This window comes from Pelotomaculum propionicicum, from assembly GCF_004369225.1.
GTDB lineage: Bacteria > Bacillota > Desulfotomaculia > Desulfotomaculales > Pelotomaculaceae > Pelotomaculum_B > Pelotomaculum_B propionicicum.
The window spans coordinates 50,333-74,519 of sequence record NZ_QFFZ01000004.1 but is presented as its reverse complement, the minus strand read 5'-3'; the positions used below and the strand labels follow the sequence as shown (position 1 = coordinate 74,519).

The 24,187-nt window shown below is 49.7% G+C and carries 21 protein-coding genes; 4 read left to right on the top strand and 17 right to left on the bottom strand.

From position 1 onward, the window contains the following. Window positions 1–11 precede the first annotated feature (11 nt). From Pmgp_RS02975 to Pmgp_RS02950, 6 genes are all read right to left on the bottom strand, one after another. The gene (locus Pmgp_RS02975; protein ID WP_134212489.1) at window positions 12–1,214 is read right to left on the bottom strand and encodes a (Fe-S)-binding protein; all 1,203 of its coding nucleotides are present in this window, start codon (window positions 1,212–1,214) and stop codon (window positions 12–14) included. A 1-nt stretch (window position 1,215) separates the two neighbouring features. After that, the gene (locus tag Pmgp_RS02970) at window positions 1,216–2,655 is read right to left on the bottom strand and encodes an FAD-binding oxidoreductase (RefSeq protein WP_134212488.1); all 1,440 of its coding nucleotides are present in this window, start codon (window positions 2,653–2,655) and stop codon (window positions 1,216–1,218) included. A gap of 189 nt (window positions 2,656–2,844) precedes the next feature. Next, window positions 2,845–4,839 (bottom strand): sigma-54 interaction domain-containing protein, encoded by a 1,995-nt coding sequence (locus Pmgp_RS02965; protein WP_134212487.1) that lies wholly within the window; start codon window positions 4,837–4,839, stop codon window positions 2,845–2,847. A 212-nt stretch (window positions 4,840–5,051) separates the two neighbouring features. After that, a complete protein-coding gene (locus tag Pmgp_RS02960) occupies window positions 5,052–6,581 on the bottom strand; it encodes a sensor histidine kinase (protein ID WP_134212486.1) in 1,530 nt (509 codons plus the stop codon). Further along, window positions 6,578–7,255 carry a response regulator transcription factor gene (locus Pmgp_RS02955; RefSeq protein WP_134212485.1) on the bottom strand — a complete coding sequence of 226 codons (678 nt, stop codon included), beginning with the start codon at window positions 7,253–7,255 and terminating at the stop codon, window positions 6,578–6,580. The genes Pmgp_RS02960 and Pmgp_RS02955 overlap by 4 nt, the downstream gene beginning before the upstream one ends. A gap of 121 nt (window positions 7,256–7,376) precedes the next feature. Next, a complete protein-coding gene (locus Pmgp_RS02950) occupies window positions 7,377–7,823 on the bottom strand; it encodes a hypothetical protein (RefSeq protein WP_134212484.1) in 447 nt (148 codons plus the stop codon). Window positions 7,824–8,006: 183 nt separating this feature from the next. Here Pmgp_RS02950 and Pmgp_RS02945 point away from each other — a divergent pair, with 183 nt between their 5' ends. Further along, window positions 8,007–8,162, top strand: a complete 156-nt coding sequence (locus Pmgp_RS02945) for a sporulation protein YjcZ (RefSeq protein ID WP_134212483.1) — start codon at window positions 8,007–8,009, stop codon at window positions 8,160–8,162. Window positions 8,163–8,214: 52 nt separating this feature from the next. Here Pmgp_RS02945 and Pmgp_RS02940 read toward each other — a convergent pair whose 3' ends face one another. The 6 genes from Pmgp_RS02940 to Pmgp_RS02915 all read right to left on the bottom strand — a co-directional run bounded on the left by Pmgp_RS02940 (window position 8,215) and on the right by Pmgp_RS02915 (window position 15,306). Beyond that, complete coding sequence (locus tag Pmgp_RS02940) at window positions 8,215–9,168, bottom strand: glycosyl hydrolase family 18 protein (RefSeq protein WP_134212482.1); 954 nt, start codon at window positions 9,166–9,168, stop codon at window positions 8,215–8,217. A 166-nt stretch (window positions 9,169–9,334) separates the two neighbouring features. Further along, on the bottom strand, window positions 9,335–11,272 hold the full coding sequence (locus Pmgp_RS02935; protein WP_134212481.1) for an ABC transporter ATP-binding protein: 1,938 nt from the start codon (window positions 11,270–11,272) through the stop codon (window positions 9,335–9,337). A 5-nt stretch (window positions 11,273–11,277) separates the two neighbouring features. Beyond that, window positions 11,278–13,005: an ABC transporter ATP-binding protein gene (locus Pmgp_RS02930; protein ID WP_134212480.1), complete on the bottom strand. Its 1,728-nt coding sequence runs from the start codon at window positions 13,003–13,005 to the stop codon at window positions 11,278–11,280. Between the two features lie 30 nt (window positions 13,006–13,035). Beyond that, the gene (locus Pmgp_RS02925) at window positions 13,036–14,181 is read right to left on the bottom strand and encodes an efflux RND transporter periplasmic adaptor subunit (protein WP_134212479.1); all 1,146 of its coding nucleotides are present in this window, start codon (window positions 14,179–14,181) and stop codon (window positions 13,036–13,038) included. 18 nt (window positions 14,182–14,199) lie between these two features. After that, window positions 14,200–14,898 (bottom strand): HlyD family secretion protein, encoded by a 699-nt coding sequence (locus Pmgp_RS02920; protein ID WP_134212478.1) that lies wholly within the window; start codon window positions 14,896–14,898, stop codon window positions 14,200–14,202. A 48-nt stretch (window positions 14,899–14,946) separates the two neighbouring features. Further along, window positions 14,947–15,306: a MarR family winged helix-turn-helix transcriptional regulator gene (locus Pmgp_RS02915; protein WP_192902750.1), complete on the bottom strand. Its 360-nt coding sequence runs from the start codon at window positions 15,304–15,306 to the stop codon at window positions 14,947–14,949. 350 nt (window positions 15,307–15,656) lie between these two features. Between Pmgp_RS02915 and Pmgp_RS02910 the strand changes: the two genes are divergently transcribed. The 3 genes from Pmgp_RS02910 to Pmgp_RS02900 all read left to right on the top strand — a co-directional run bounded on the left by Pmgp_RS02910 (window position 15,657) and on the right by Pmgp_RS02900 (window position 18,821). Beyond that, entirely contained in the window at window positions 15,657–16,409 is a 753-nt protein-coding gene (locus Pmgp_RS02910) for a tRNA threonylcarbamoyladenosine dehydratase (RefSeq protein ID WP_134212476.1), read from the top strand. A gap of 203 nt (window positions 16,410–16,612) precedes the next feature. Beyond that, a complete protein-coding gene (locus tag Pmgp_RS02905; RefSeq protein ID WP_134212475.1) occupies window positions 16,613–17,752 on the top strand; it encodes an acyl-CoA dehydrogenase family protein in 1,140 nt (379 codons plus the stop codon). Window positions 17,753–17,762: 10 nt separating this feature from the next. Continuing rightward, on the top strand, window positions 17,763–18,821 hold the full coding sequence (locus Pmgp_RS02900) for an AbrB family transcriptional regulator (RefSeq protein ID WP_134212474.1): 1,059 nt from the start codon (window positions 17,763–17,765) through the stop codon (window positions 18,819–18,821). Window positions 18,822–18,898: 77 nt separating this feature from the next. On the opposite strand, the gene Pmgp_RS02895 is transcribed toward Pmgp_RS02900, so the two are convergent. The 5 genes from Pmgp_RS02895 to Pmgp_RS02875 form a co-directional block, all read right to left on the bottom strand. Next, a complete protein-coding gene (locus Pmgp_RS02895) occupies window positions 18,899–19,882 on the bottom strand; it encodes an MBL fold metallo-hydrolase (protein WP_134212473.1) in 984 nt (327 codons plus the stop codon). A gap of 148 nt (window positions 19,883–20,030) precedes the next feature. Then, entirely contained in the window at window positions 20,031–21,092 is a 1,062-nt protein-coding gene (gene mqnC / locus Pmgp_RS02890; protein WP_134212472.1) for a cyclic dehypoxanthinyl futalosine synthase, read from the bottom strand. After that, window positions 21,061–21,924 (bottom strand): menaquinone biosynthetic enzyme MqnA/MqnD family protein, encoded by an 864-nt coding sequence (locus Pmgp_RS02885; RefSeq protein WP_134212471.1) that lies wholly within the window; start codon window positions 21,922–21,924, stop codon window positions 21,061–21,063. Before Pmgp_RS02885 ends, mqnC begins: the two co-directional genes overlap by 32 nt. 234 nt (window positions 21,925–22,158) lie before the next feature. Further along, the gene (gene mqnE, locus Pmgp_RS02880; protein WP_134212470.1) at window positions 22,159–23,271 is read right to left on the bottom strand and encodes an aminofutalosine synthase MqnE; all 1,113 of its coding nucleotides are present in this window, start codon (window positions 23,269–23,271) and stop codon (window positions 22,159–22,161) included. After that, window positions 23,268–24,131, bottom strand: a complete 864-nt coding sequence (locus Pmgp_RS02875) for an MTAP family purine nucleoside phosphorylase (RefSeq protein WP_134212469.1) — start codon at window positions 24,129–24,131, stop codon at window positions 23,268–23,270. Before Pmgp_RS02875 ends, mqnE begins: the two co-directional genes overlap by 4 nt. Between the last annotated feature and the right edge of the window lie 56 nt (window positions 24,132–24,187).

The window sequence follows — 24,187 nt, the reverse complement described above, 5'->3', positions numbered from 1 at the left end:
AGCCTTGAATTTTAACCGCAACAACAAGCAGCACTTTGCAATAACAACTCCGAGACATCTTTGACCGCTAATTTATCTTCCAATGACTCTGCTTTAATGGCATCTTCCAACATAATCATGCAGATCGGACATGTGACAGCTACGATATCAGCGCCGGAGTCACGGATTTCCCTGATTCTGATCCTGCTGGGCGCATTATCGCCGCCGCTAAGTAAATCAGTGTAACTGTTAGCGCCGCCTCCCCCACAACAGAACGATTTATCCCGTTCCCTCAGTAAATTTACCAGCTCTAACCCTGGAATTGCTCTGAGAACTTCCCTTGGTGTGTCATAGTCTTCATTAAAGCGTCCCAGGTAACATGGATCATGGTAAGCTACTTTGGACTCAACCTTTGAGGTAAGTTTTATTTTACCGCTTTTAATGAGATCATTCAGCAAGGTGGTATAGTGTATTACCTCAAAATCAGCGCCATACTGAGGATAGTCATTTTTCATGGCGTTATAGGCGTGAGGTGATAGCGTAACTACTTTCTTTACACCGCGTTTTTTAAACAGTTCAACATTTTGCTCAATCAGGTATTCATACAAACCGAATTCGCCCGCGGCCTTAACTTCATGCCCGTCGGTAATTTCGTCCTTACCCAGAATACCAAAGGAAACACCTGCTTTATTAAGGACATTTATTAAGCTCTTTGCTATATTTTGCCCCTTAACGTCAAACGATCCTTCATCGCCGACATACAACAGGTACTCCTGGCCGCTATATTCTTTGACATCAACACCGGTTGCCCACTCGCCCCTCTTTTCTCCCGGCACTCCGTAGGGGTTACCGTATTTTTGAATGCTTTTCAGCGCGTCCCTGAGCTTTGCCGGGGCAAAACCTTTTTCTATAATTTCCCCGCGCATTGCCATAAAGGCTTCGATGTTGTAGTCTTTCCAGTCCTGCTGACAACAAACCCGGCACGCTCCACACAGCGAGCACGAGAACATTATCTCGGACATTTTCTCTGATATGGGAAGCCTCCCGGCAAGGTAAGCTTCCATAAGTCCGGATCTACCCCTGCTGGCATAAGTAAAATACCCATATTTCTCATAGGCCGGGCAAGAAGGTAAAAACTCCGGCGAAAAAGTCGTGCAGTTGAAACACTCAAACGAACAGCGGTACACATCTTCTTTGAAGTCTTGAATAGTCTTGTCCAAAACTGAATTTGCCATATTATAATCCCCACCTTCCAGGGTTCATAATATTGTTGGGATCCAGCATTTTCTTAATTTTTTGCATCAGCAGCTTATATCCCGGATGCGCTTTTTCCAGCATTATATCCGAACCCCAAACAGGCGCCTTGTACATCAGTCCGCCGTGTTCCAGGATGACCCTCAGCAACTCCTTACTCATTTCAAGGATTCGCTGAATTTCATCCCAGTTACCGCTGTCATAGCCCCAACGGCAACGGAACATACCACAGTTACTGCCCTTCAGGAGAGTACATCTTGTGGAAGGCGGAACATCGTATTTAATCATGATTTCATCGAGCTTGGGCAATGCAATCGGCCATTGAGACGCCGCGGTTATTGATCCTACCCAAGCGCCGCCGCCACGTTTAAAATCTGAGAACTTGAACGAACGGGGGTTGGGAATGTTGCGAATTATCTCTGTTAAATCAGGAGATGGGGGAACTTCTTTATATGAGGTAAAAAGACCCGCTTTTTTCTGGGTATTCAAGAAATCATCAAGGATTTTTTTCTTGAAATTCAGTTCTTCTTCAGTAAATCCGCACAGGCTCATATAGACATACATTTTGGGATCTTCTTTTGGCCTCTCCGGCATTGGGTGTTTAAACTTTTGGATATTGTGGAAGCTCCATGTCGCGGCGCTGACATCATGCGCAATGTCTCTCGCCTGGAACGGGATCATGCAATTCATAATCGCTTCGGTGTAATCGTCAAACCCGAAACCGGTGGACATCTGGTATGGCGGCCGCTTGAAAATCGGAACGGACATTTTGGTCACCACACCGGTCATACCCTGCCAGCCGACGAAAAGGCCAATTACATCCGGAATTGGGTAGCGTGAGTGCCAGTGCTCGGAGAAAGCGCAGGAACCTCCGCGGGCAAGTTCACCCGTTGGTAAAACTACTTCCACGCCGTTAATCAAATCTGACTGACAGCCGATTTTGGAAGCAAAGTGGCCGATACCGGTAAGCAACAGGTTGGCTACTACCGACGAGGCGTTTGGCGGTGACATCGGCAGCGGGAACCAGTAACCCCTGCCACGCAGTTCACGCTCAAACATGCCCATGGACACGCCGGGCTCTACAATGGCGTAGTTGTCAACTTCATTAACTTCGATAATCTTGTTCATCCGGTGCAGGTCGAGCACAATTCCCCCCTCAAGCGGAATTGCGACTCCCCCCATATTGGATCCAAAAACAATGGGTGTGACAGGAACTTTTTCAATGTTGGCAAGTTTAATAATTTCTTGAATTTGCTCCACAGTTTGCGGCATTACCACAAACTCACCCCTGCCGGCAGGCCTGGAAGGGGTCGACAACCCGCCGATATCATACGAGTACGGTACCAGCGTGGCCTCATCGCTAGTAGCCCACTCTTCACCAACGATGTCCTGCAATGCCTTTAACACTACGTCGCTTTTCACACAATCACTCCTTTTTAAAAATAGATTCACCAGTTGTTATTAATAATATCAGCAAGATTTATGCCACATGGATAATAAGGGTTTGCGCCGACTATTATGTGCAATATGTTACAGTCATATAAATGAAAAATGGTGCAAGCAGGCGCACCATCAGGTTTTAGTTATTAATGTTGCAAATTGTTACATGTGTCACATTATGTTACAATCCAAATTGTGATTCTTAAGTTTCCGGTATAGGGTGGTTCGTGAGATACCGAGCATCTTGGCAGCCTGGCTTAGATTATTATTGCTATGACTTAATGCTCCATTTATTGCGTCCATTTCCATTTTGGAAAGATTAAAAACTTGTGTATTTGTGCTGTTGTTGTCAGCGTTCGTAGAAAGGTTGTTCAAAAAATCACTTATACCCCGGTAGTTCAAAACATCTTGCAGTTCTATGGTATGGCTCTGACGGCCCAGGGCTATGACCATTGAACGCTCTATCACATTCTCCAGCTCCCGGATATTGCCCGGCCAGTCATATTGACAAAACAATTCAAATACTTCTTGGCTAATCTCCAGCTCTACATTAAACTGCCTACTTTTCAAGCGATTGAAATAGTCCGCAAGTAAAACTATGTCCTCTTTAATCTCACGTAGTGGTGGAATATCAATTGTAAGAACATTTATCCTGTAGAATAGATCTTCCCTGAAAAGGCCTTTTTTGACTTGTTCCCACAAATCTTTATTAGAAGCGCAGATTATACGTGCATTTATTTCAATCTCATTATTACCACCCAGGCGAACTATTTTTTTGTTTTGAAGTACTCGTAACAGCTTAGCCTGCATGGCCATGGACATTGAGTTTATCTCATCTAAAAAAATGGTGCCGTTCTCCGCCAATTCAAATTTGCCATGTCTACCCGACTTCTTTGCCCCTGTGAATGCGCCATCTTCATAACCAAATAATTCACTCTCAACTAACTCACCGGGTACTGCGGCACAGTTTAAAGCCACAAAGGGCCCATTTCTGAAACAACTTTCATTGTGGATGGCCTGAGCAAAAATCTCTTTACCCGTACCGCTTTCTCCCTGCAACAACACGGTTGTCGTCGGAACTAAAGCGGCGTTTTTGCCGAGAATTTTAGCATCTCTGATTTTCTTGCTTTCACCGATTATATCTTTAAATCTGTAATGCGCCTTTAACCCGCAAACATTCTTTATTATGGATTTGGCGCTGGACATGGGCTTTAAAATACCAATTACGCCTGCCTGTTTCTCCATATTTTTGATGTTGCTGATAAACCTGTAAGTTCTATCGCCCGTTTGAAGCATAACCTCGGTATCGTTTATAGACTCCTTGGTTTTCAAAACCCTGGAGAAAACGTTATTTTCGCCAAAAATGTTTTTAACAGGTGTATTAATAATTTCTGTTTGTTTCTTATTAAACAGTTTTTCGGCAACTGTATTTACCGTTTTAATTTCATTATTATCATCTATAACAATGATCCCATCTGAAATAGCATTTACTATATTATTCAAGTATTCTTTTGACATTTGCTGCTCTTTCAATATTTCTTTTTCAATGAGATTAAGTGTAATTATCTTGCTCATTGCTACCACTAAGCCAAGCGTATGTTTATGAAACAAAGAAAAATCCCCTGACATGCTTAAGATCCCTAAATACTTGCCATCTGATGAAAACACGGGTGTGGAAGAACATGTTAATGAATGAAGGTTGACATTATAATGCTCAGGGCCCACCAGCTGAACCGGTTTTTTATATTCATCCGCCAAGCATATCGCAGTGGTTCCGGAAACCGCCTCTTGCCGGCATAAACCTGGAAATATACCATGTTTTTGTGCTATTTCAATAGACTTTTTGTCCCCATATTGCGTTAAGAGAAATAAATCAGTATCGAGCAAATCAAATCTAAAACCTGAGCTGTCAATGCTTTGTGTAAAAATATGCAAAATAGAAGAAGCAGCATCTATAAGTAAACTGTTTTTAGTTATCCTTTCTTTAAGTTCCTTCCCGGAAAGCATACGCCTATTAGGTTTAGAGCAAGGATCCATGTTGGCTAACCGGCACCTTTTCCACGAATCAAGAACTTCTTCCCTTAAAATACTGTTAGGCCTAGCATAACCCGTTAATTGAAAGTTTTCCCATATTGTTTTCAGTTCCTCCTCGCGTCCACTTAACATCGTTGTTTAGCCCCCTCTTTATATAGACATTAAAACCATCAGTTCAGCGGTTTAATCGGACCATATCAACGAGTTGGATCACTATGCCAAGCTGTTCCACCCGGTAATTTCAAGATATAAAACTATAATTCCGGGTAATTCGACACTTTTTTTATATCACACTTATCGACTTAATTCAATACAGCCCCATATGCTGCAAAGTGAATCAATTATTACTCAGCGACATCAAGTTCAAACCAGAACTCAACCCCGCCCCACTTGTTTAAAACGCCATATCTGTTGTTGTCAATCTCTTGAATAGCCCGGACGATGGAAAGCCCCAACCCGGTCCCTCCGTAGGACCTGGTGCGGGCTTTGTCTACTTTGTAAAAACTGTCCCAGACCTTGCCCAGGGATTCCTCCGGAATGGGCTGCCCGGAATTATACACAGCCACGCGGGCTTTGTCCTGTGTGGATTGAACTGATATGGTAATCAACCGCTGGCTGTCAACATGATTAATAGCGTTGTTGAGGTAATTGACAAGTATCTGTTCCGTGCGGAACCGGTCGGCGTAAACAATTAAACCCTGTTCCGCCATCAGGTTGCAATTGATCTTTTTCTCTGAAAATATTGGCTGGTATTTATCCATGACTTTGGCGGCAAGCCTGGATATTTCAAAATTGCTTTTCTCCAGCTTGAAAGTTCCCGCTTCGATCTGGGACAGGTCCAGGAGTTCTCCGGCCAATTTATCCATTTTTTTGGCCTCGTCCGCAATTACCGCGCAGTAGAAGTTCTTGTTTTCTTCATCCTCATTAACATTCTCCTTCAACCCTTCCGCGTAGCCCTGGATTAATGATATCGGCGTTTTCAGCTCATGTGAGACATTGGAAATGAATTCCTTCCTCATCTGGTCAATTCTTCGTTCCCGCTCAATGTCTTCCAACAACTTCTTATTTGCCTCAGTCAACTCGGATATGGCGCCATGCAGCTGAGTAGAAAGCGAGTTAATGCTCTCGCCCAGCTGGCCAACTTCATCCGTGGATTCTACCTGGTATTTCCGGCTGAAATCCAGCCTGGCCATTCTCTGGGCAATATCATTTAGTTTCAGGATGGGCATGGTAAGTTTCCTGGACATAAAATAGGTGATAACACTGCCCGCGATCAGGGTTAACAGGCCGGTGAACAAAAAGAAGCGGTTGGCTATCTTAACGCTCTCACTGATGGAAGCAAAAGGGGTGTTGAGAATCAGGTAATCCCCGTTGTTCAGTGTGGTTACCAGGTTGATGAAGTTAGTCTGAATTCTGGGATCCTTTGAGAAAACGATGGCCTCCCTGCCTTCACTGATTTTATCCAGGTTCAATTGGATCAGGCTTCTTTCAAAGCTCAGTTCTTTTTCAGGGCCTGGGTGGGGAAGATTAGAGTTTTGTTGATTGAGGTTTTGCGGCTGAGGTATGGGAGGATTACCCGCGTTAGGTTCTTGAATCGTCTTTTTTACAGGGTATGTTGGCTCCTGTTTTGAATTGCAGACTACGATGTGAATCCCCGTAGTCCGCTCCAATCTCTCCAGTTCCAAAGAAATTGAGTCGGCATCCCCTTGATAGATCTTGTTAATGGAACTGTAAATATCCATTAGCTGCTTCTTTTTCTCCAAAACATAGTAGTCCTCGAGAAACTGGCTGTTCAGCAGCTGTGACAGGGCTACGAACAGCATGATCAGCGCGCTCATACCCCAAAAGAGTTTTTTACCGATGGTCAGCCTCATGGTTTCACCTCGAATTTATAACCCAACCCGCGCATTGTTTTAATAAAGATTCCCTTATCGCCAAGTTTATGCCTGAGCTTTTTTATATGGGTGTCCACGGTCCTGGCATCGCCGAAATAATTGTAATCCCAAACAGCGTTTAAGATCTGGTCCCGGTTAAGGGCTTTGCCCTCGTTGTTCACCAGGTAAAGCAGCAGCTCGAACTCCTTCATGCTCAAGTCCAGTGAATGCCCGTCAACCATCACAGAGCGGCCGTTAATATCTATCTCCAACCTTTCCAGGTTAACATTGGGGCTCTTGTTTTCGGCAGCCCTTCTCAGCAGCGCCTGTACCCTGGCCATCAGCACCTTAGGGCTAAAGGGCTTGGTCACATATTCATCCGCCCCCAGTTCAAAGCCGAACAATTCGTCCGATTCGCCGGTACGGGCCGTCAGCATGATGACGGGTACCCGCGATAATTTGCGTATTTCCCTGCACACCGCCCAGCCGTCATATTCCGGCATCATCACATCCAGAATAACCAGGTCGATGTGACGTTCATTGAAAATATCCAGTGCCTGCCGGCCGTTCTCCGCTATGAAAACGTTGTATCCGTCTTTCTTCAGAAAATCAGAGACAAGCTTGATCATACGCGGTTCATCGTCAGCGATGAGAATACTCTTGGTGATACCCATGGATCGGTCCTCTCCAAAATTAATTTGAAGATACATTTCTCCGGCTGCGCTACTTTTCCCTTTTATAGACTGACGGCAAGTAAAAGCAAAACAGGAGGCGCCGTGAGGCGCCTCCCTGCTATTACTCCTGGTTGTCATCCGCCGGGGGAGCCGGGGGTTGAGGAAATGCTTGCGTTATCGCATCAGCCTGCTCCTGGGTAATAACGCCGTCGGTTACCAGCTGGCTGATAATCTCATCGGGCCTGGCGCCCTGTCCCTGGCCCAGCGCCTCAATTACCGCGTCAGCCTCTTCCTGGGTCAGGGTACCGTCAGTTACTAACTGGCTAAATAGTTCTTCAAACCCTTGTCCTTGTTGTCCTTGTCCCGGTCCCGGTCCCTGGGGGGGCGCGTTAGTTTCAGAAAACTGACTCTGGGTTGTCCCCTGGCAGGCCGCCTGGCTCTGCATACCTGGAGGAGTCCGGAACTGCCCGGGTTGGGGGCCGGCCGCTAAAGCGGGGCAAACAGCAGACAACATAACCCCTCCGAACAAAATGGCACTGCCTATCAACTTAGCTGCTTTTCCTTTCACTTTTCTATCTCCTTTCATAATGGTGATTTTGTCCCACAGGTTCGATTATAAAGCGCCATTGTGAACAAGGAGTGAACAACAAGTGAAACCTTTTTGAATAGTTGTAATATGTCGCAGACTAATGTTGTAACCATAATTTGCCATTTTCATATTATAAAAGAGAACTTGAAAGGAGGGCTAAATATGGCATTTGGCACTGGCGGAGGATGCGGCGGTTTTGACGGCGGCGGTTGTGGTGGTATGGGCACCGGTGGAGGCGCTGGTATGGGAAGTTGGGCGTTTCTCCTCTTTCTGATCCTGATTCTGCTTGTAATCGGGTTCGGTATGTTCATGATTTAAAAATCTGATATTAAAAAAGAAGCCTGCGCGGCTTCTTTTTTGCGATTCTTTTTCAACACAGCAGCATCCTCCGGAGCAGTTCCCAGATGCGCGGGTCCTCCAGACCAAGCCGCCATACCGCTATGCCCGTTATTCCTTCTTGAACAGCGACGCTCAGTTTGGCCTCAAAACTGCGCACGTCCTCAAACCACACCACATGCCTGGCGCCATTCACTTCATAAGTATAAGTCGGCGCCTGCGCCTCAAGATCATACCGGATTACTGCCTTATTACAATAAGCTGTATTTATCGCTTCCTGGAAGGATAATTCCCTGGGAAGCTGTTTTGCGCCTATTGTCCAGTCACGGCCATAGACTGACACACCTAAACGAATTTTTTGGCGGGGGATAACAGAAAGGGCGTATGAAAGTACCTGGCGGACAAAACCTATGGAAGCAATGGGGCCTGGTTTCGCCACGTGCTCATCATAAGCCAGTATATAAGCCTGATCACTATAGCAAGCCAAGTCCGGGTAACTAAAGGCGCCGGAAAAAGGGTGGTCTGGTTCATCTCTCAATTCCGGGGGAAGCGAAATAGTTACAATCAGCCCATATTGCTTAAGCGTATGGTAAAGCTCAGCCATAAACATTGTTAAGTATGGCCTGTCTTCAGGAGGAATGAATTCAAAATCTATATTCACCCCGGCAAAACCCTTGCTTACCAGCATCATCAAAATATTTGACACCAGTGCCCGGCGCAGGCTTTCTGTCGTCAGCAGCCGGTGTATCAGCGGCCCGTACTCACGGCTGGCGAAATTATGCACTATCGCCAGCAGCGGCAGGCCAACCTGCCGGGCAAAAAGTAAAGTGTCCGCATCGGACCGATCGACCAGCGTTCCCTGTTCGGTCACACCAAACCAGAAGGGGACCAAAAAAGAAATATCTCCAGCGTGTACCTGCAGGTCCGTTAAATTTCCCGGCCCCGTTACATAGTACCAGTTGTTCTCAAAACAGTACGGCCAAAACATTATATACACCTTCTTGAGCCTTTTTTGAATCAACCAAATTTTCTCTTCTACCTGTTTACCATAATATGGCCCGATGCCTGGAATGTTGCCGATACCCTGGTTTTTACAACTCCTATACGGTACCGGGTACCTAAGTTATTAAGTTATTGTATCTGCATCAGTAATTTTAGGCACTTGCTCCCGTAAACTGGCTGTTATACAGCTCGGCGTAGAAGCCTCCTTTGGCCAGGAGCTCGGTGTGGCTGCCCTGCTCGATGATGGCCCCCTGGTTCATCACCAGGATCAGGTCGGCGTCGCGGATCGTTGAAAGCCTGTGAGCAATTACAAAACTAGTCTTGCCTTTCATCAGGTTTGCCATCGCCCTCTGGATCAGTACCTCGGTCCTGGTGTCGATGTTGCTGGTGGCCTCATCGAGGATGAGGATGGCGGGGTCGGCCAGGATGGCGCGGGCAATGGTCAAAAGCTGCTTCTGCCCCTGCGAGATGTTGGAGGCCTCCTCGTTCAAGATGGTGTCATAGCCGTCCGGCAGAGTCTTGATGAAGTGATCGGCATTGGCGGCTTTAGCCGCGCTGATAATCTCTTCCTCAGTTGCTCCGTCCCGGCCGTAAGCAATATTGTCCCTGATGCTTCCGTTAAACAGCCAGGTATCCTGCAGCACCATGCCGAACATGGCGCGTAGATCACCGCGCTTCATGTCCCTGATATCCACACCGTCGACTGTGATGCGGCCTCCCTGCACCTCATAGAAGCGCATGATCAGGTTTACCAGGGTCGTCTTGCCTGCCCCGGTCGGACCGACGATGGCGATGGTGCTCCCTTCCTTAACATCAATGCTGAGGTCGTCCATAAGCGGGGTGTCCTCTTTATAGCCGAATTTTACATGTTCAAATTTGACCCTGCCTTGCGGGAACTCGATCACTTTGGCGTCCTCACTGTCGGGGACCTGCTCCTCCTCGTCCAGGACCTCGAATACCCGCTCCGCTGAGGCTACCGTGGACTGCAGCACGTTGGCTATATTGGCCACCTGGATGATCGGCTGGGTGAACTGCCTGATGTACTGGATAAAGGCCTGGATATCACCCACCTCGATTTTTTTATGCGCCACCAGCAGGCCGCCGACAACGCAGATGAGGACGTAACCAATATTGTTGACAAAATTTAAGGCAGGGAAGATAATACCGGAAATAAACTGGGCTTTCCACCCCACCCCGTATAGCCGCGCGTTAATCTCCTTGAACTTTTCAATGGAATCTTCCTCATGCCCGAAGACTTTAACTATTTTATGCCCCGCGTACATCTCCTCGACATGGCCGTTCAGTTCCCCGACGCATTTCTGCTGGGCCGCGAAAAACTTTTGAGAATTTTTCGCTATCTGCATGGTTATAAGCATGCTGACCGGGAGCGTCACAACCGCGATCAGGGTCATCAAGGGGCTGATGCTGAGCATCATGATCAAGATGCCGATAACAGTGATCAAAGAAGTTATCAGCTGGGTTAGGCTCTGCTGCAGTGTCGTCGCTATGTTGTCCATGTCGTTGGTGACCCTGCTCAGGATCTCGCCATAGGTCCGCTGGTCGAAATATTTCAGCGGCAGGCGGTCAAGCTTATCCTTGACGTCGTTACGCATCCTGTAGACAGTATTCTGGGACACGCCCGACATAATGTAGGCCATCACGTAGCTGCACAGGGCGCTGAATATATAAAGCACCACCAGCAGCAGCAGTATCTTCCCTATATATCCAAAATCAAAACCCGGGATAGGCTGCTTTTTCAGGTTGTTGACCACCGCGGCCGGCATGTTTTCCTGTATTGCCATATAAAGCTTGGTAAAATAAGCGTATTTGGCAAGGACCCCGTCAGCCAGCTTGGTCGTGGCCTTCCCCATGATTTTGGGGCCGACAATGGAGAAAAGGGTACTCGCGATAGCCAGAAAAAAAACTGCTATAAAACGGTATTTCTCCGGTTTAAGGTATTTTGTCAGTCTGGTTAAAGTACCCCGGAAATCCTTAGCTTTTTCTACCGGCATCCCCATCATGTGGCCGCCGCGGCCCATTGGGCCGCCGGGGCGCTGGCGGGCCGGCTGTTGTGAATTTTTTAAACTCATCTTCGTTACGCAATCTCCTCTTCCGACAATTGGGAAGAAACTATTTCACGGTAAACATTGCACGAAACTATTAGTTCCTTATGCCTGCCCATCCCCACAATCCGCCCTTCGTCCAGTACAATTATCCTGTCGGCGTCCATCACTGTTCCCACCCTCTGGGCTACAATGATCACTGTGGAAGTGGTGGTCTCTTTTTTCAGCCCTGCCCGTAGCCGCGCGTCAGTCTTAAAATCTAGGGCTGAGAAGCTGTCGTCTAAAATATATATGCCGGGTTTGCGGACCAGCGCGCGGGCAATGGAAAGCCTCTGTTTCTGGCCGCCGGAGAGGTTGGTCCCACCCTGGGCGATCATAGACTCATACCCATCCTTTAGCGCGGTAATAAATTCGCTGGCCTGGGCCACCTCAGCCGCATGGGTGATTTCTTCGTCAGTCGCATCAGCCTTACCGTAACGGATGTTTTCGGCAACGGTGCCGCTGAAAAGGACCGGTGTTTGCGGCACAAACCCGATCTTGGCCCTGAGGTCTTTCTGGTTCATCTGCCGGACATCCACGCCGTCTACTAATACTGAGCCGCTGTCAACATCGTAAAAACGTGGAATCAGGTTGATCAGGGTAGATTTGCCCGATCCTGTGCCGCCAATAATGGCGGTAACCTCACCGGGACTGGCATTAAAAGATATATTGCTGATGGCAGGCAGCTCGGCGCCGGGATAACTGAAAGTAACATCCCTAAACTCCACATGACCTCTCTGGCTGTCTGACATAATGCTTTCCGGCGGGTCTTTGATACCGGGTTCCACTTCCAGCACTTCATTAATCCGGGCCGCCGAAGCCTGTGCTCTCGGCACCATGACAAACATAATCGTCACCATGATGATGGAAAACATAACCTGCATAGCATACTGGATGAACGCCATCATGTCGCCCACCTGCATGATGTTTTGACTGATGCGGTGGCCTCCGAACCAGATGATGGCTATAGAGGTCAGGTTCATGATGATGATCATGGCTGGCTGGATTAAGGCCATTATTTTGTTAACCCTGATCGCGTTGTCGGTCAGGTCGCGGTTAGCCGCCTCAAACCGCTGGTTTTCGCTTGCCAGCCTATTAAAAGCCCTGATCACTCTGATCCCGGTCAGGTTCTCGCGCAGGACCAGGTTTACTTTATCAAGCTTGATCTGCATTGCTTTAAAGAGGGGAACGATTACCGTGGCCAGGGTGCCGATCAGGATCAGCATTACAGGCAGGACTACAGCCAGGATCAAAGTCAGCTGCTTATCCTTTGAATAGGCCATAATGATGCCGCCGACACACATGATCGGGGCAAAGACCATAAAGCGCAAACCCATTACCAGCAGGGTCTGTACCTGGATAATATCGTTGGTGGTCCTGGTAATAAGCGATGCAGTGCCAATTTTATCGAATTCATTCAGGGAATAGCTTTCCACACGCGAAAAAACGCTGTCGCGGATGTCCCTGCCGCAGCCCATACCGGTTATGGAAGACAGGTAGCTGCCCACTATGGAGCAAAAACTGCTGCCCAGCGCCACCAGCAGCATGTAGCTTCCGTATTTCCAGATGTATCCGGTATCACCCTTCATCATGCCGTTGTTGACTACTTCCGACATGAGCGTGGGAAGGTAGAGCTCCGCTATAGCCTGGGCAAAAAGAAACACTATGACCCAGAACAAGTTCCAGATATATGGCTTTAAAAAACGGAATATTTTTACCATTTGATCTATCTATCTCCGCTAGTTGTTCAATTAGTTGACGGTAACCGTCTTATTATCCGACAGCGAGCCTACATTGGTGACGGCAACCCTTTCACCGGCGCTGACACCCTTTAAGATTTGGGCTGTCTTATCGTTTTTCAGCCCGACTTTGACAACCCGCTTCACAGCGGTATTTTCGTTAATTACAAACACATAACTTTCCCCGCCGCCCTGCGCGACCGCCGCTGCCGGGACCATAATTCCCCTGACTGTCGTGTTCAGCGACGCACGGGCCGACAGGCCGGCCGTGAGGCTGCCACTGTTATTAATCGATATTTCCAGGGGGAATACTTCACCCGTGCTGACCGCAATTGGGCCGATGCTTGATATATTGCCTTTGAACTTACTGTCCGGGTAGCTGTCGATGGTTATCTCCATTTCCCGGCCGACCGACAACAGCGGCAGTAAATCCTGTGATATAGTAGTTTTTAATTTTAGGGTCGAGGTGTCGACAATGGAAATAACCGAAACATTTGGGGAGATCGACTGGCCAACGTTTACACTCTGTACTGTCACGATCCCGTTTAACGGGCTCCTGATCGTGGTATTATCAATCTGCACCTGAAGATTCCGTATATTGGCGCGGGCTGTGCTGATCGCGGCCTGAGCCTGGTCCTGCGCCGGTCCGGAGGCATTCTCAAACTGGTTTTGCGCTATATTCAGCTTATCTGTAACATCGTCCATCTGGCTTTGCGACACTGCGCCCGACTGGTAAAGGACTTTGGTCCGGTCAAACAGTTTTTGGGCAGCGTCCAGGTTTATTCTGGCTAGAGAAGCCTGGCTCCGTACCGACTCCGCCGCGGCCTCGGCCGACTGCAGGCCTGCTTCCGCCTGTGCCAGCTGAGCGTTTAACGCGTCCGTATCCAGCTGTATCAGAACATCCCCGGCCTTTACCTCGCTGCCGACATTGAAACCCAGGCTGACCACTTTGCCTGAAGCTTTGCTTGATATGTCGACTGTCCGGACGGGCACTAAAACACCGCTCAGTTCCAGCGTTGTTTCAAGTTCCTGGTTCTCAGCCACTGCCACTGTGACCGCCTCCGGCTTGTTCTCATTCCGGCCGCCGCAGCCGGCTGCTGTAAACATTAAAAGTACTGTCAGGAAGACTGCCAGGGATTTTTTAACCGGTTTCCACACACTAGAAACCCCCTTTCATTATTTGACATGGATTTTCACTGTGGCATTCATACCGAGCATGAGGGTGAGGTTGTCAGCATTGGTAATGGTAATCTTCACCGGGATGAGCTGGGTGACCTTTGAAAAAGTGCCGCTGGTGTTAAGCGACGGGTACTGGCTGAAGGCCGACTGGGTGGCCTGCCCGATACTCTCGACATATCCTGTAAAAGATTTATTGGAGTAAGCGTCTATTTTAATGTCCACCTTTTGCCCCGGCTTGATCCTGGTGATATCGGTTTCTTCAATATTCGCCTTGATGTATATGTGCGAGGTATCCGCAATGGTCGCAATCTCCATACCCGGCGAAATCACCTGGCCTTTGACCACATTTGAAAGTACTACCTTGCCGTCAATCGGCGATTTGATATCGGCTTTTGAGATAATGGTATCAGCTGAATTGGCCAGCGTCTGGGGATTCATCGCGGTGCTGGTGACCATCATGCTGAGGTCCTGTTTCCCGAGCACCTGCCCGGCCTTAACCAAGTCCCCTTCTTTGACGTCCCAGTTCTTCAGCTTGCCGGTTACCTCCGGTGTCAGCGTAATTATATCGGACGTTATTTGGGCGTTTTCCGTGGAGAAGTAGTTGATGCTCTCGTAAATAAAGTACGAACCTCCCGCAGCGCCCCCGATAAGGACGACCACTGCCACTATCAGCAATATTTTTTTCAGGTTTTTCATGCGTTGACCACCTTCGGATGTTGAATTTCTTTAGATCCCGTTCTGTTTTTACTCTTGCTCTACTTTATTAAGGATTTCTTGTGTTCTTTTCAGCATCTGATCGAGTTCAGCCAGTTCCTCAGCTGGAAGTTTTTTAAACTTTTCCACCAGAGACATTTTAATAGCCGGCAGAAGTTTCTCGTACATGCTTCTGCCCTTTTCGGTGACTTCTATGCGGACGACACGCCGGTCGTTTTCATCGGTTTTTCTGACCAGCAGTCCGTGGCTAATCAGTTTATAAACGATGGGCGTAAGTTGCTGCTTTGATATTTTCATTTCCTTCGCCATTTCCGACATAGACATGGAGCCTTTCCGGCAGAGCATTGACACCGCACGAAATTGAGCGTGGCTCATACAGTTTCGCGTCATTTGTTCAAGCGACCTGAAGAATTTATCCCGCATAAAAGCTAAGGCCGCCAGGAAATTGTCGGCCAAATTTTCTAAACTGTTAATTTTAACACCTCCCATGCTGGCTATTTGGCTATAATATAAAAAGTATAAACTATAGGAACTCAATAGTAAATAATTATTTACTATTGAGCAGTTAAATCTTTCAACACTTTAACTGGCCGCTGTTGTCAAGGGGTTGTCAGGAGGACGGGGTTGTTGACAACTGATTGGTGACAAAAACCCCCCCCAAAAAAAGAGTGGTTTGCCGTCTTTAATAATCATTGTGGTATAATGGGATGTGTTAAAAACGCAGCAGTATGTGAGGTAAAATGCTTAACGAGTTTTCAAGAACCGAACTTTTAATAGGAAAAAAGGCGCTGCTAAAGCTGGCGCGGAGCAAAGTAGCCGTTTTTGGCATCGGCGGGGTGGGTACCTTCGCGGTGGAAGGGCTCGTGCGGGCAGGTGTCGGCGGGTTTGTGCTGGTGGATGACGACTGCGTCTGCCTGACCAATATCAACAGGCAAATTCACGCCACCAGGAAAACAATAGGCCGGCCAAAGGTAGAAGCTATGAAAGATAGAATCCTTGAGATCAACCCCGCGGTTGAGGTTGCCGCCTTTCAGACATTTTACATGCCCGAACAAGCCCAGGAACTGATCAGGCCTGATTACGACTATATCGTCGACGCGATAGACACAGTAACCGCCAAGATCGATCTAATCGTAAACGCGAAGAAGCAGGACATACCGGTCATCAGCTCAATGGGCGCCGGCAACAAACTTGACCCTGCCAAACTTAAAATCGCTGACATCTATGACACTACGATTTGCCCGCTGGCCAGGGTAATGCGCAGGGAATTAAGAAAAAGGGGTGTTACCGCCCTGAAAGTTGTTTATTCCCAGGAAGAGCCGCTGAAGCCATTGGATACAGAAGAATCCAGCTGTCAGGTCAACTGTATCTGCCCCAAAGGCACCACCAGGTCCTGTACCGTCCGCCGCCAGATCCCCGGCAGCATTTCATTTGTACCCTCAGTGGCAGGCCTGCTCATCGCAAGCGAGGTCATCAAAGACCTCATCACCTAGCAAACTGAGGGACGGTTCTCCGTTTGCTTTGCCTACCAAGCAAATCAAGAACCCCGTATGTTGCCCCTGGAAAAAACATAACAGGGAAAGTTATACTAAAAAATAATGAAGTTAAGATTGACACACTTTATTTGCCCCAGATAAAATCTAAAAGACAAAAAGTAGAATCAACCAAATGATAAGCTGGAAAGGAATGTTACATAATGTTAAAGTTTACTGAACAACAGGAACTGCTGAGAAAAGTGGTAAGGGATTTTGTTGAAAGTGAAATAGCCCCTATCGCGCAGAAAATTGATGAGGAGGACACCTGCCCTGTTGAGCTTTTCAAAAAAATGGGAGATCTGGGGTTCAACGGTGTCTTCGTACCGGAGATATACGGCGGGACTGGCCTGGGCTACACCGAGCTGGCTATTATCGCTGAAGAGATCGCCCGGTATGCCGCAGGTTTCAGCATGGGCCTGGTGGCCCATACCATGGCTGTTTACGCAATCATGACCTGGGGCAGTGAGGAACAAAAGCAGAAATACCTGCCCCGTCTCTGCTCCGGGTCCTTCGGGGCGCTTTCGGTCACTGAGCCGGGTGGAGGCTCAGACTTTATGGGACAAAAATCAACCGGCCGGCTGGTTGAAAACGACTGGGTTTTAAACGGCCGCAAGTGTTTTATCACCAACTCACACTGTATGGAAGTCAATGTGGTCTCTGTGCGCACGGGAGAAGACAGTAAAGGGCGGCCTCAGCTTTCGGTTTTTATTGTTGAAGGCGACACCCCTGGTCAAACTCCCGGCCGCAAGGAAAAAAAGGCGGGCCTCAGGGGATCCTTCACCGGAGATATTAACCTGGACAACGTCCGGGTGCCGCAGGACAGTTTACTTGGCAAACCAGGCGACGGAGCTAAAATCGGCCTGGGCACTTTAGGCGAAATGGGCCGCGGCGGCACTGCTTCAGTGGCTCTGGGGATCCTGCGGGGATGTCTCGAAGAATCAGTAAAATTCGCCAAAGAACGTGTGATTTATGCCAAGCCCCTGTCAAACCTGCCCAACATACAATTTATCATCGCTGAAAACCGCACCGACTACGAGGCTGCCCGCCTCCTGACCTATAACGCGACCGGCCTGAAGGACGCCGGCAAGCCGTGCTTTTCTGAATATGCTATGGCCAAGTTCTTTGCCACGGAAGCAGCCGTCAGAGCAGCCAAGCGGACTATAGACCTTATGGGCGGTTACGGGGTGATCACAGACTACCCGGTCAGCCGCTACCTGAGAGACGCGGTGACGATGATTCCCGCCTGCGGCACATCGCATGTGATGCAGGTTATTATCGCGGGCGGTGAGTTAAAAAAATAAAGAGGCTGCTATGTTACTGCAAATTGTTGAAACAATATTAGTGTCTTTAACAGGCGGACTATTATTCCGCCTGTTGCATTTGCCCTTGCCTTGGATGCTGGGTTCTTTAACGGCTGTCATGCTATGGCGCCTGGCTGCCGGAAGGAATTTGCTGTGGCCGGTGAAAATCCGCAACTGCGGGTTGGTGATCCTTGGTTACTTGATGGGAAGTTCTTTTACCATCGGGACCAGCCTGCAGATTATCAAACAGCTCCCGGCCATGCTGCTGGCAACATCATCAATTATCCTGTTTAGCCTGGTCATAGGATACATCACCAGCCGCCGGACGGGAATAAGCCTCGCAACCGGCATTATTGGAAGCGTCCCCGGCGGCCTCACCCAGATGGTTGTCCTCAGTGAAGAAATACCAGGTACGGATCTGACAGTTGTCACTTTTATGCAGACCCTCCGGTTACTGTCGTCGGTTTTTATTGTACCGTTCCTGGTTATCCACGGGTTGTCCGGCAATGCCCAGCAGGCGATTGCCGCCACTATGCCGTCTGTGAATAACACAGTAATCCAGCCTCATTGGAACCAGTTATTATTTGCCTTTGTGGCTATAACTGCCGCGTGGGTCGCGGTAAAAACAAGAATGCCCACCCCTTTCCTGCTGGGACCCTTGCTTGGATCTGCGATTCTCGTCCTGATCGGGTTCAAAGCGCCGTATACCCCTCCATTCTTTGTCTTTATCTCACAGCTGTCGATAGGGGCATACCTGGGGTTAAGCATCAACCCAACCAGTCTTGAGAATTGGAAAAAGCTGCTGCCGTACATCCTGGGAGGGAGTATTGCAGTGGTGTTCTTCTCACTGGGTATAGGCTTACTGCTGACACGCCTGCACTCTTTGGACTTAATCAGCGCTTTCCTGGGTACGGCTCCCGGCGGCACGACGGAAATGGGATTAACAGCGGTCCTGGTTGGCGCAGATGTCTCCCTGGTGACCGCCTATCAAATGTTCCGGCTTTTGTTTATTTTATTCATTATGCCAATCCTGTTAAGGTGGCGTTTTAAAGGCGTTGCAGCAAAATAGCAAAAACGGGGACGGTCCTTGATTTGCTTTGCCTACCAAGCAAATCAAGAACCTTCCCCGTTTGCTAGTCGCTGGTTTTAAGCGATGAGCTCAAATAGCAGTTTTTCCTGGTTTTGAAATCTCCGGACCCTATTCTTCAGCCGCAGGTGCTCCAGGTGGGAGATAGCTTCCCCGGTGGCGAACCACCTTTGCTCCAGGGGAAACTGTTCCCAGGCGGCATAGGTTAAATCCCAGGTGATCTGGCTGGCTACCTGGTAGGCGCTCATCCTGCCCTTGTTTAAAATATTAAGCACTTCGTTCAGCCTTTGATCATAGTGTTGCTTTAATTCAGCGACCCTCTTATGCACGTCACTTATGAGCCGCCTGTGTCCCGGCAAAACAAGGCTTATGTCCATCCTGTCCACTTTATCCAAGCTTTTCAGATACTGCCCCAGAGGATCAGACAGACCTCTTAAAAACATGGTGATATTAGGCGTGATATCCTCTAAAATGTGGTCACCGGAAATCAGTATCTTTCTGTCCGGCTCATAAAGACATATGTGTCCCGGTGTATGACCGGGTGTTTCCAAGCAGACGAAACGGTAATCACCCACCTCTATGACATCGTTTTCCCTGACAGTGTGAAAAGCCTGTTCTCTGTCCGGGCTGTATTTTTGGCCGGGATGTTTTAGCATGGACTTGCTAAACTCCTGCAGCGGGAATCCGTATGAACTGGTAAAGGCCAAGTTCTCTGCCCAGTAGGTGGGAGATAGTGACCAGTTGATGCGCTCCGCGTCAATCTCTCCGCAATACACAACGGACTTTTCGTTGGCCAGAGACGTAACCAGCCCGCAATGGTCAGCATGCAGGTGGGTGATAAAAATATCCGTCTGTTCTAAATCAGCTCCCAGCATCTTCAGGCCTTTGAACAGCGCTTCCCGGCATTCTGCCTGGTTAAAGCCGGTATCTATCAGCAGGTTACGCCCGGCACCTTTGATTAGGTAGGAATTTAAAGCCTTAAGGGGGTTCCCCGGCAGGGGCACTTCAATTTTATAGATGTCAGACAATATTTCTTCAACCATTTCTTAACCACTCCCAACGTCGCCAGTAAATCCGTCCAGTCAACAAAAATCAGGGCACGCATGACGGCCCTAACTATATTGTACTATCTTTACAACAAGTTTTTCAAATAGAAAATGAAATAACAGAGAGTAGTATCAATAGTTCTTGCTAATAAGTCCTTATTATATTGTACAAATTATCCCGCTGAGCGGGCTGGTAGCCCGCGTCTTTGATGCTGCGCACCAACTCCTGCAGCGAGGCGCTGAAACTCGCCCCTGCCGCCCGCACCACGTTTTCCTCCAGCATGGTGGAGCCAAAATCGTTGGCGCCGAAGGCCAGGGCCACCTGCGCGATTTTTACGCCCTGGGTCACCCAGGAAACCTGCAGGTTGGGCACGTTGTCCAGGTAAATCCTGGATACGGCCAGGGTCCGCAGGTAATCCACGGAACTGGCCGGCGAGCCGCCCAGGTCAGTATGCCCCGGCTGAAAGCTCCAGGGGATAAACGCGGTGAAACCGCCTGTTTGATCCTGCAGGCGGCGGATCGCCTCCAGGTGGGCAATCCTTTCATCCAGTGTCTCCACACTACCGAACATCATGGTGGCAGTGCTCTTCAAGCCCGCCCGGTGGGCTGCCCTCATAATTTCCAGCCACCTTCCGGTGCTGGTCTTGCGGGGGCTGATCTGCCGGCGCACCCGGTCCACCAGGATCTCCGCGCCGCCCCCGGCGATTGAATCAAGGCCTGCCGCGGCCAGGCGGCGGATCACCACTTCTACCGGCAGAACTGAGGTGCGCGCCAGGTAGTCAATTTCCACAGGTGAAAGAGAGTGAAGTTTGACCGGATAGCGTTTTTTAATCGCTGCAAACAAATCTTCAAAATACTTGAGGTCCAGGTCAGGGTTGAGACCTCCCTGCATCAGAATCTGAGTCCCTCCTACCGCGACAGTCTCCTCGATCTTATGAAAAATCTCTTCCCGGCTGAGGACGTAGGCCTCGGGGTGACCGGCCAGGCGATGGAAGGCGCAGAAGCGGCATCCGGCAACACATATATTGGTATAATTGATGTTGCGGTCAATGACAAAGGTAACCCGCCGCTCAGGGTGCAGCCTTTCCCGCACCTGGCTGGCGAGCATACCCAGTGTAAGCAGGTCCTGCCCCCTCAACAGGTCCAGTCCCTCTTTTTCACTGAGCCGTTTTACCTCAAGCGCTTTGGACGCGATAGAAGCGGTCATTTTCCTTCCCCCAGATATGTAAGGCCACCGCCGGTTTAACCAGCCCGCATTCCGCGGCGCAGTGATAAAAATACATAAGGCTGTCGATATGATGCCAGCTCAGGTCGTGCTGCAGGCATTTAAAATAGTCTGTCAGCACCTCCTCTGACAATTCAGTTGCTGACTTGGCCCTGGCTACCAGTTTCTCCGGGTTTTTCAGCCCCCACTTTTTAGCTGTAAGCATCCCCCGCCAGATCGCTGTTAACTGTTCCGGATACTTTTGTGCAAAATCCCGGGTTGTTACCCATAAAGCGAATACCATGGGACGGCCGGTCCAGCGCTTCCATTCGGCGCCCAGATCATACACGTGCAGCCCGCCACCGGCCTGGTTAATCTCCTGCAGGGCCTCGTCACCGATAACCAGAGCAGCGTCGGGCTGGTCCCACCATACAGAAGCAGCCGGAGGCCTGGTGAAAAAGTCAACCTTAATATTGTAGAATTTATGCAGGAGCAATTTGAGCAGCATGACGCTGGTCGCCGAGTGGGGGGTCAGGGAAACGGTCCTTCCCGCCAGCAGTTCCACAGGCACCCTGCTGACCATAGCCACACTCCGTACCGGGCCGTCAGAGGCTATGGACAGGTCGGGCAGCACCAGGCAATTTTCCGGCTGCCTGGTATATTCAATGGAAGAAATAGCGGTAACATCCAGCAAACCTTCCCTGAACATACTATTAAGCCGGCTGGGGTGGTGGGAGCAAAGCCTGGCGGGGACTTTCACCAGCCCCTCCTGCATAGCGCAAAAAACCGGCAGGCAGTTGATGTATGAAACATATCCCAGACGGGGCAATTCCATAAAACAGACCTCCTATGCACTAATTCTTGGAAATAACAATATGGGCCGCCTATATGTAGGTGCGAATTTATTCGTCAGAGGAATGGGGACACACCGTCTAAGGAACGGGGACACACCTCTTTACTAGGTATTCCTTTTAAGATGAGGAATGTCCCCAGGTGCATCTACATCTTCGGCGCAAACGCGACTTATTCGATTAAAATCGAACCTACCTTGCTCCTGATACATGAGAGCCTAATCAATACTTGTTTGGTCATAACGTCGGATAACATTGTATAGTGTGTCCCTCTCCACCGGTGTCCGGCCGGCTTCACGGATCATGCGCAGGAAGGTTTCCGCCGGCTGGTACTGGGCGGTTTCCGCTCCCGCCTCGTGGAAGATCCGCTCCTCCCTGACCGTCCCGTCCAGGTCGTCCACCCCGAAACTAAGCGCCACCTGGGCCATCCTTGGCGTGATCATAATCCAGAAGGCCTTGATATGCTGAAAATTATCCAGCATCAGGCGGGCCACAGCCAGCGCTTTTAGGTCTGTCACGCCTGTGGTTTTGGGCAATTGCGCCAGGGAAGTGTTGTCCGGGTGGAAGGCCAGGGGAATAAAGGACAGAAAACCTCCGGTCCGGTCCTGCAGTTCCCTGAGGGCAAGCAGGTGGTCCACCCTGTCCTCTATGGTCTCAAGATGCCCGTACAGCATTGTGGCGTTGCTCCTGAAACCCATCTTGTGCGCGGTTTCCTGGACCTCCAGCCACCTGGCGCCGCTGATTTTTTTACTGCAGATTTTTTCCCTCACCCCGGCGCTGAAGATCTCCGCTCCGCCTCCGGGCAGCGAGCCCAGCCCCGCTTCCCCGAGCCGCGATAACGTCTCTTCCAGGCCGAGACCGCTTATTTCACTCAAAAAATCTATTTCCACCGCGTCAAAGGCCTGGATGTGAGCCTCAGGCAAAATATCTCTTACCAGCTTTAACATCTCAAGGTAATAGCTGAAAGGCAGATCCTCATTTAACCCGCCGACTATATGCACCTCGGACACACCCAGCCCTCGCGCTTTTTCCGCCCTGGCCGCAATCTCCGCCAGGGAAAGAGTATACGCTCCGCTGCCGGAAGGCTTTTTGCCGAAGGCGCACAACTCGCACAGGTTGCGGCAGATATTGGTGTGGTTGATATGGGTGTTGTTGATGAAGAAAACGTCATCGCCCACCTGCCGGCGCCTGGCGTAATCGCTTAACAGGCCGACCGACAGCAGGTCATGGGACTGCCACAGTTTAATCCCGTCCGCCCGGCTCAGGCGCTCGCCGTCCAGGACCTTACGGGCAACATCAGCTAGTTCGCTTTGTTCCAGATAATGTATCATGCAAGTTCCTCCCAGCGCTTCACGTTTTCCGGCCGCAGCAGGGTGGGCTTCCGCAGGCTGCCGCACTCACAGGCAGCTTCCAGGTCCAGTGTCTCAAGGGCACGTATGGCAATCCGCCCCCAGGCTGATGCGTCCTCAAAAAAAATCTCTTTGAGCAGGCGGTAGTCCCATGGTTTCACTATGCCCTCACCATAATTGACCACCAGGTACATACCGGCGTAACAGGCTCCTATTTCCCGCGCCAGGTAGACTTCCGGGCTGAGCGTCTGCCCCACGATGTCCGCTCCCCACTGGCGAAAGAGGGCCATCTCGGCGGGGCTTTCAAAATGCCTGCCGTCCGTCACCAGGTAAATGCCGCGGCTGAAGACCCGGCCCAGGGGATTCTCCGCCGCCGCGCCGACTAAAGCACGGTGCAGAGAGGGGCAGATGGGCTGGCGCATCACTGACAGGTATTCCTCTCCGATACTTGTGTCCCGCCGCATGGAAAAGTCGATATAATCATTGGGCACTACTATATCCCTGGGGTCCAGCAGGTAATTGACACTGCCTACCCCACCCTCGGCAACCACCTTGCGCACGCCCGCTTCCCGGAAAATCCAGAACAGGCGCCGGGAGGCCTCTCCCCAGGACACACCCGGCTGGCGGCCGTGCATCCTGGCGGCCAGTACTGTCCGGGGGCTCCCGGCAGCTATGGTAAATAACTTCAAGGGAGGCCCCTCCCCAAAGGGAGTTGGGCAAACCAGGCCGGTGGCTTCAATTTTCACCCCGCCCCAGTCCAGCTTTTCGGGAAACTCCAGGGAGAAGGTCCCTGAACCGCCGATAAAGCCAATATCCGCGCGGGGTATCGTCCGGGCTCCCATAGCATCGTCCTTTCTGCTCTGAAAATAACGTTCTGGGCTACCTATATAAATGTAGG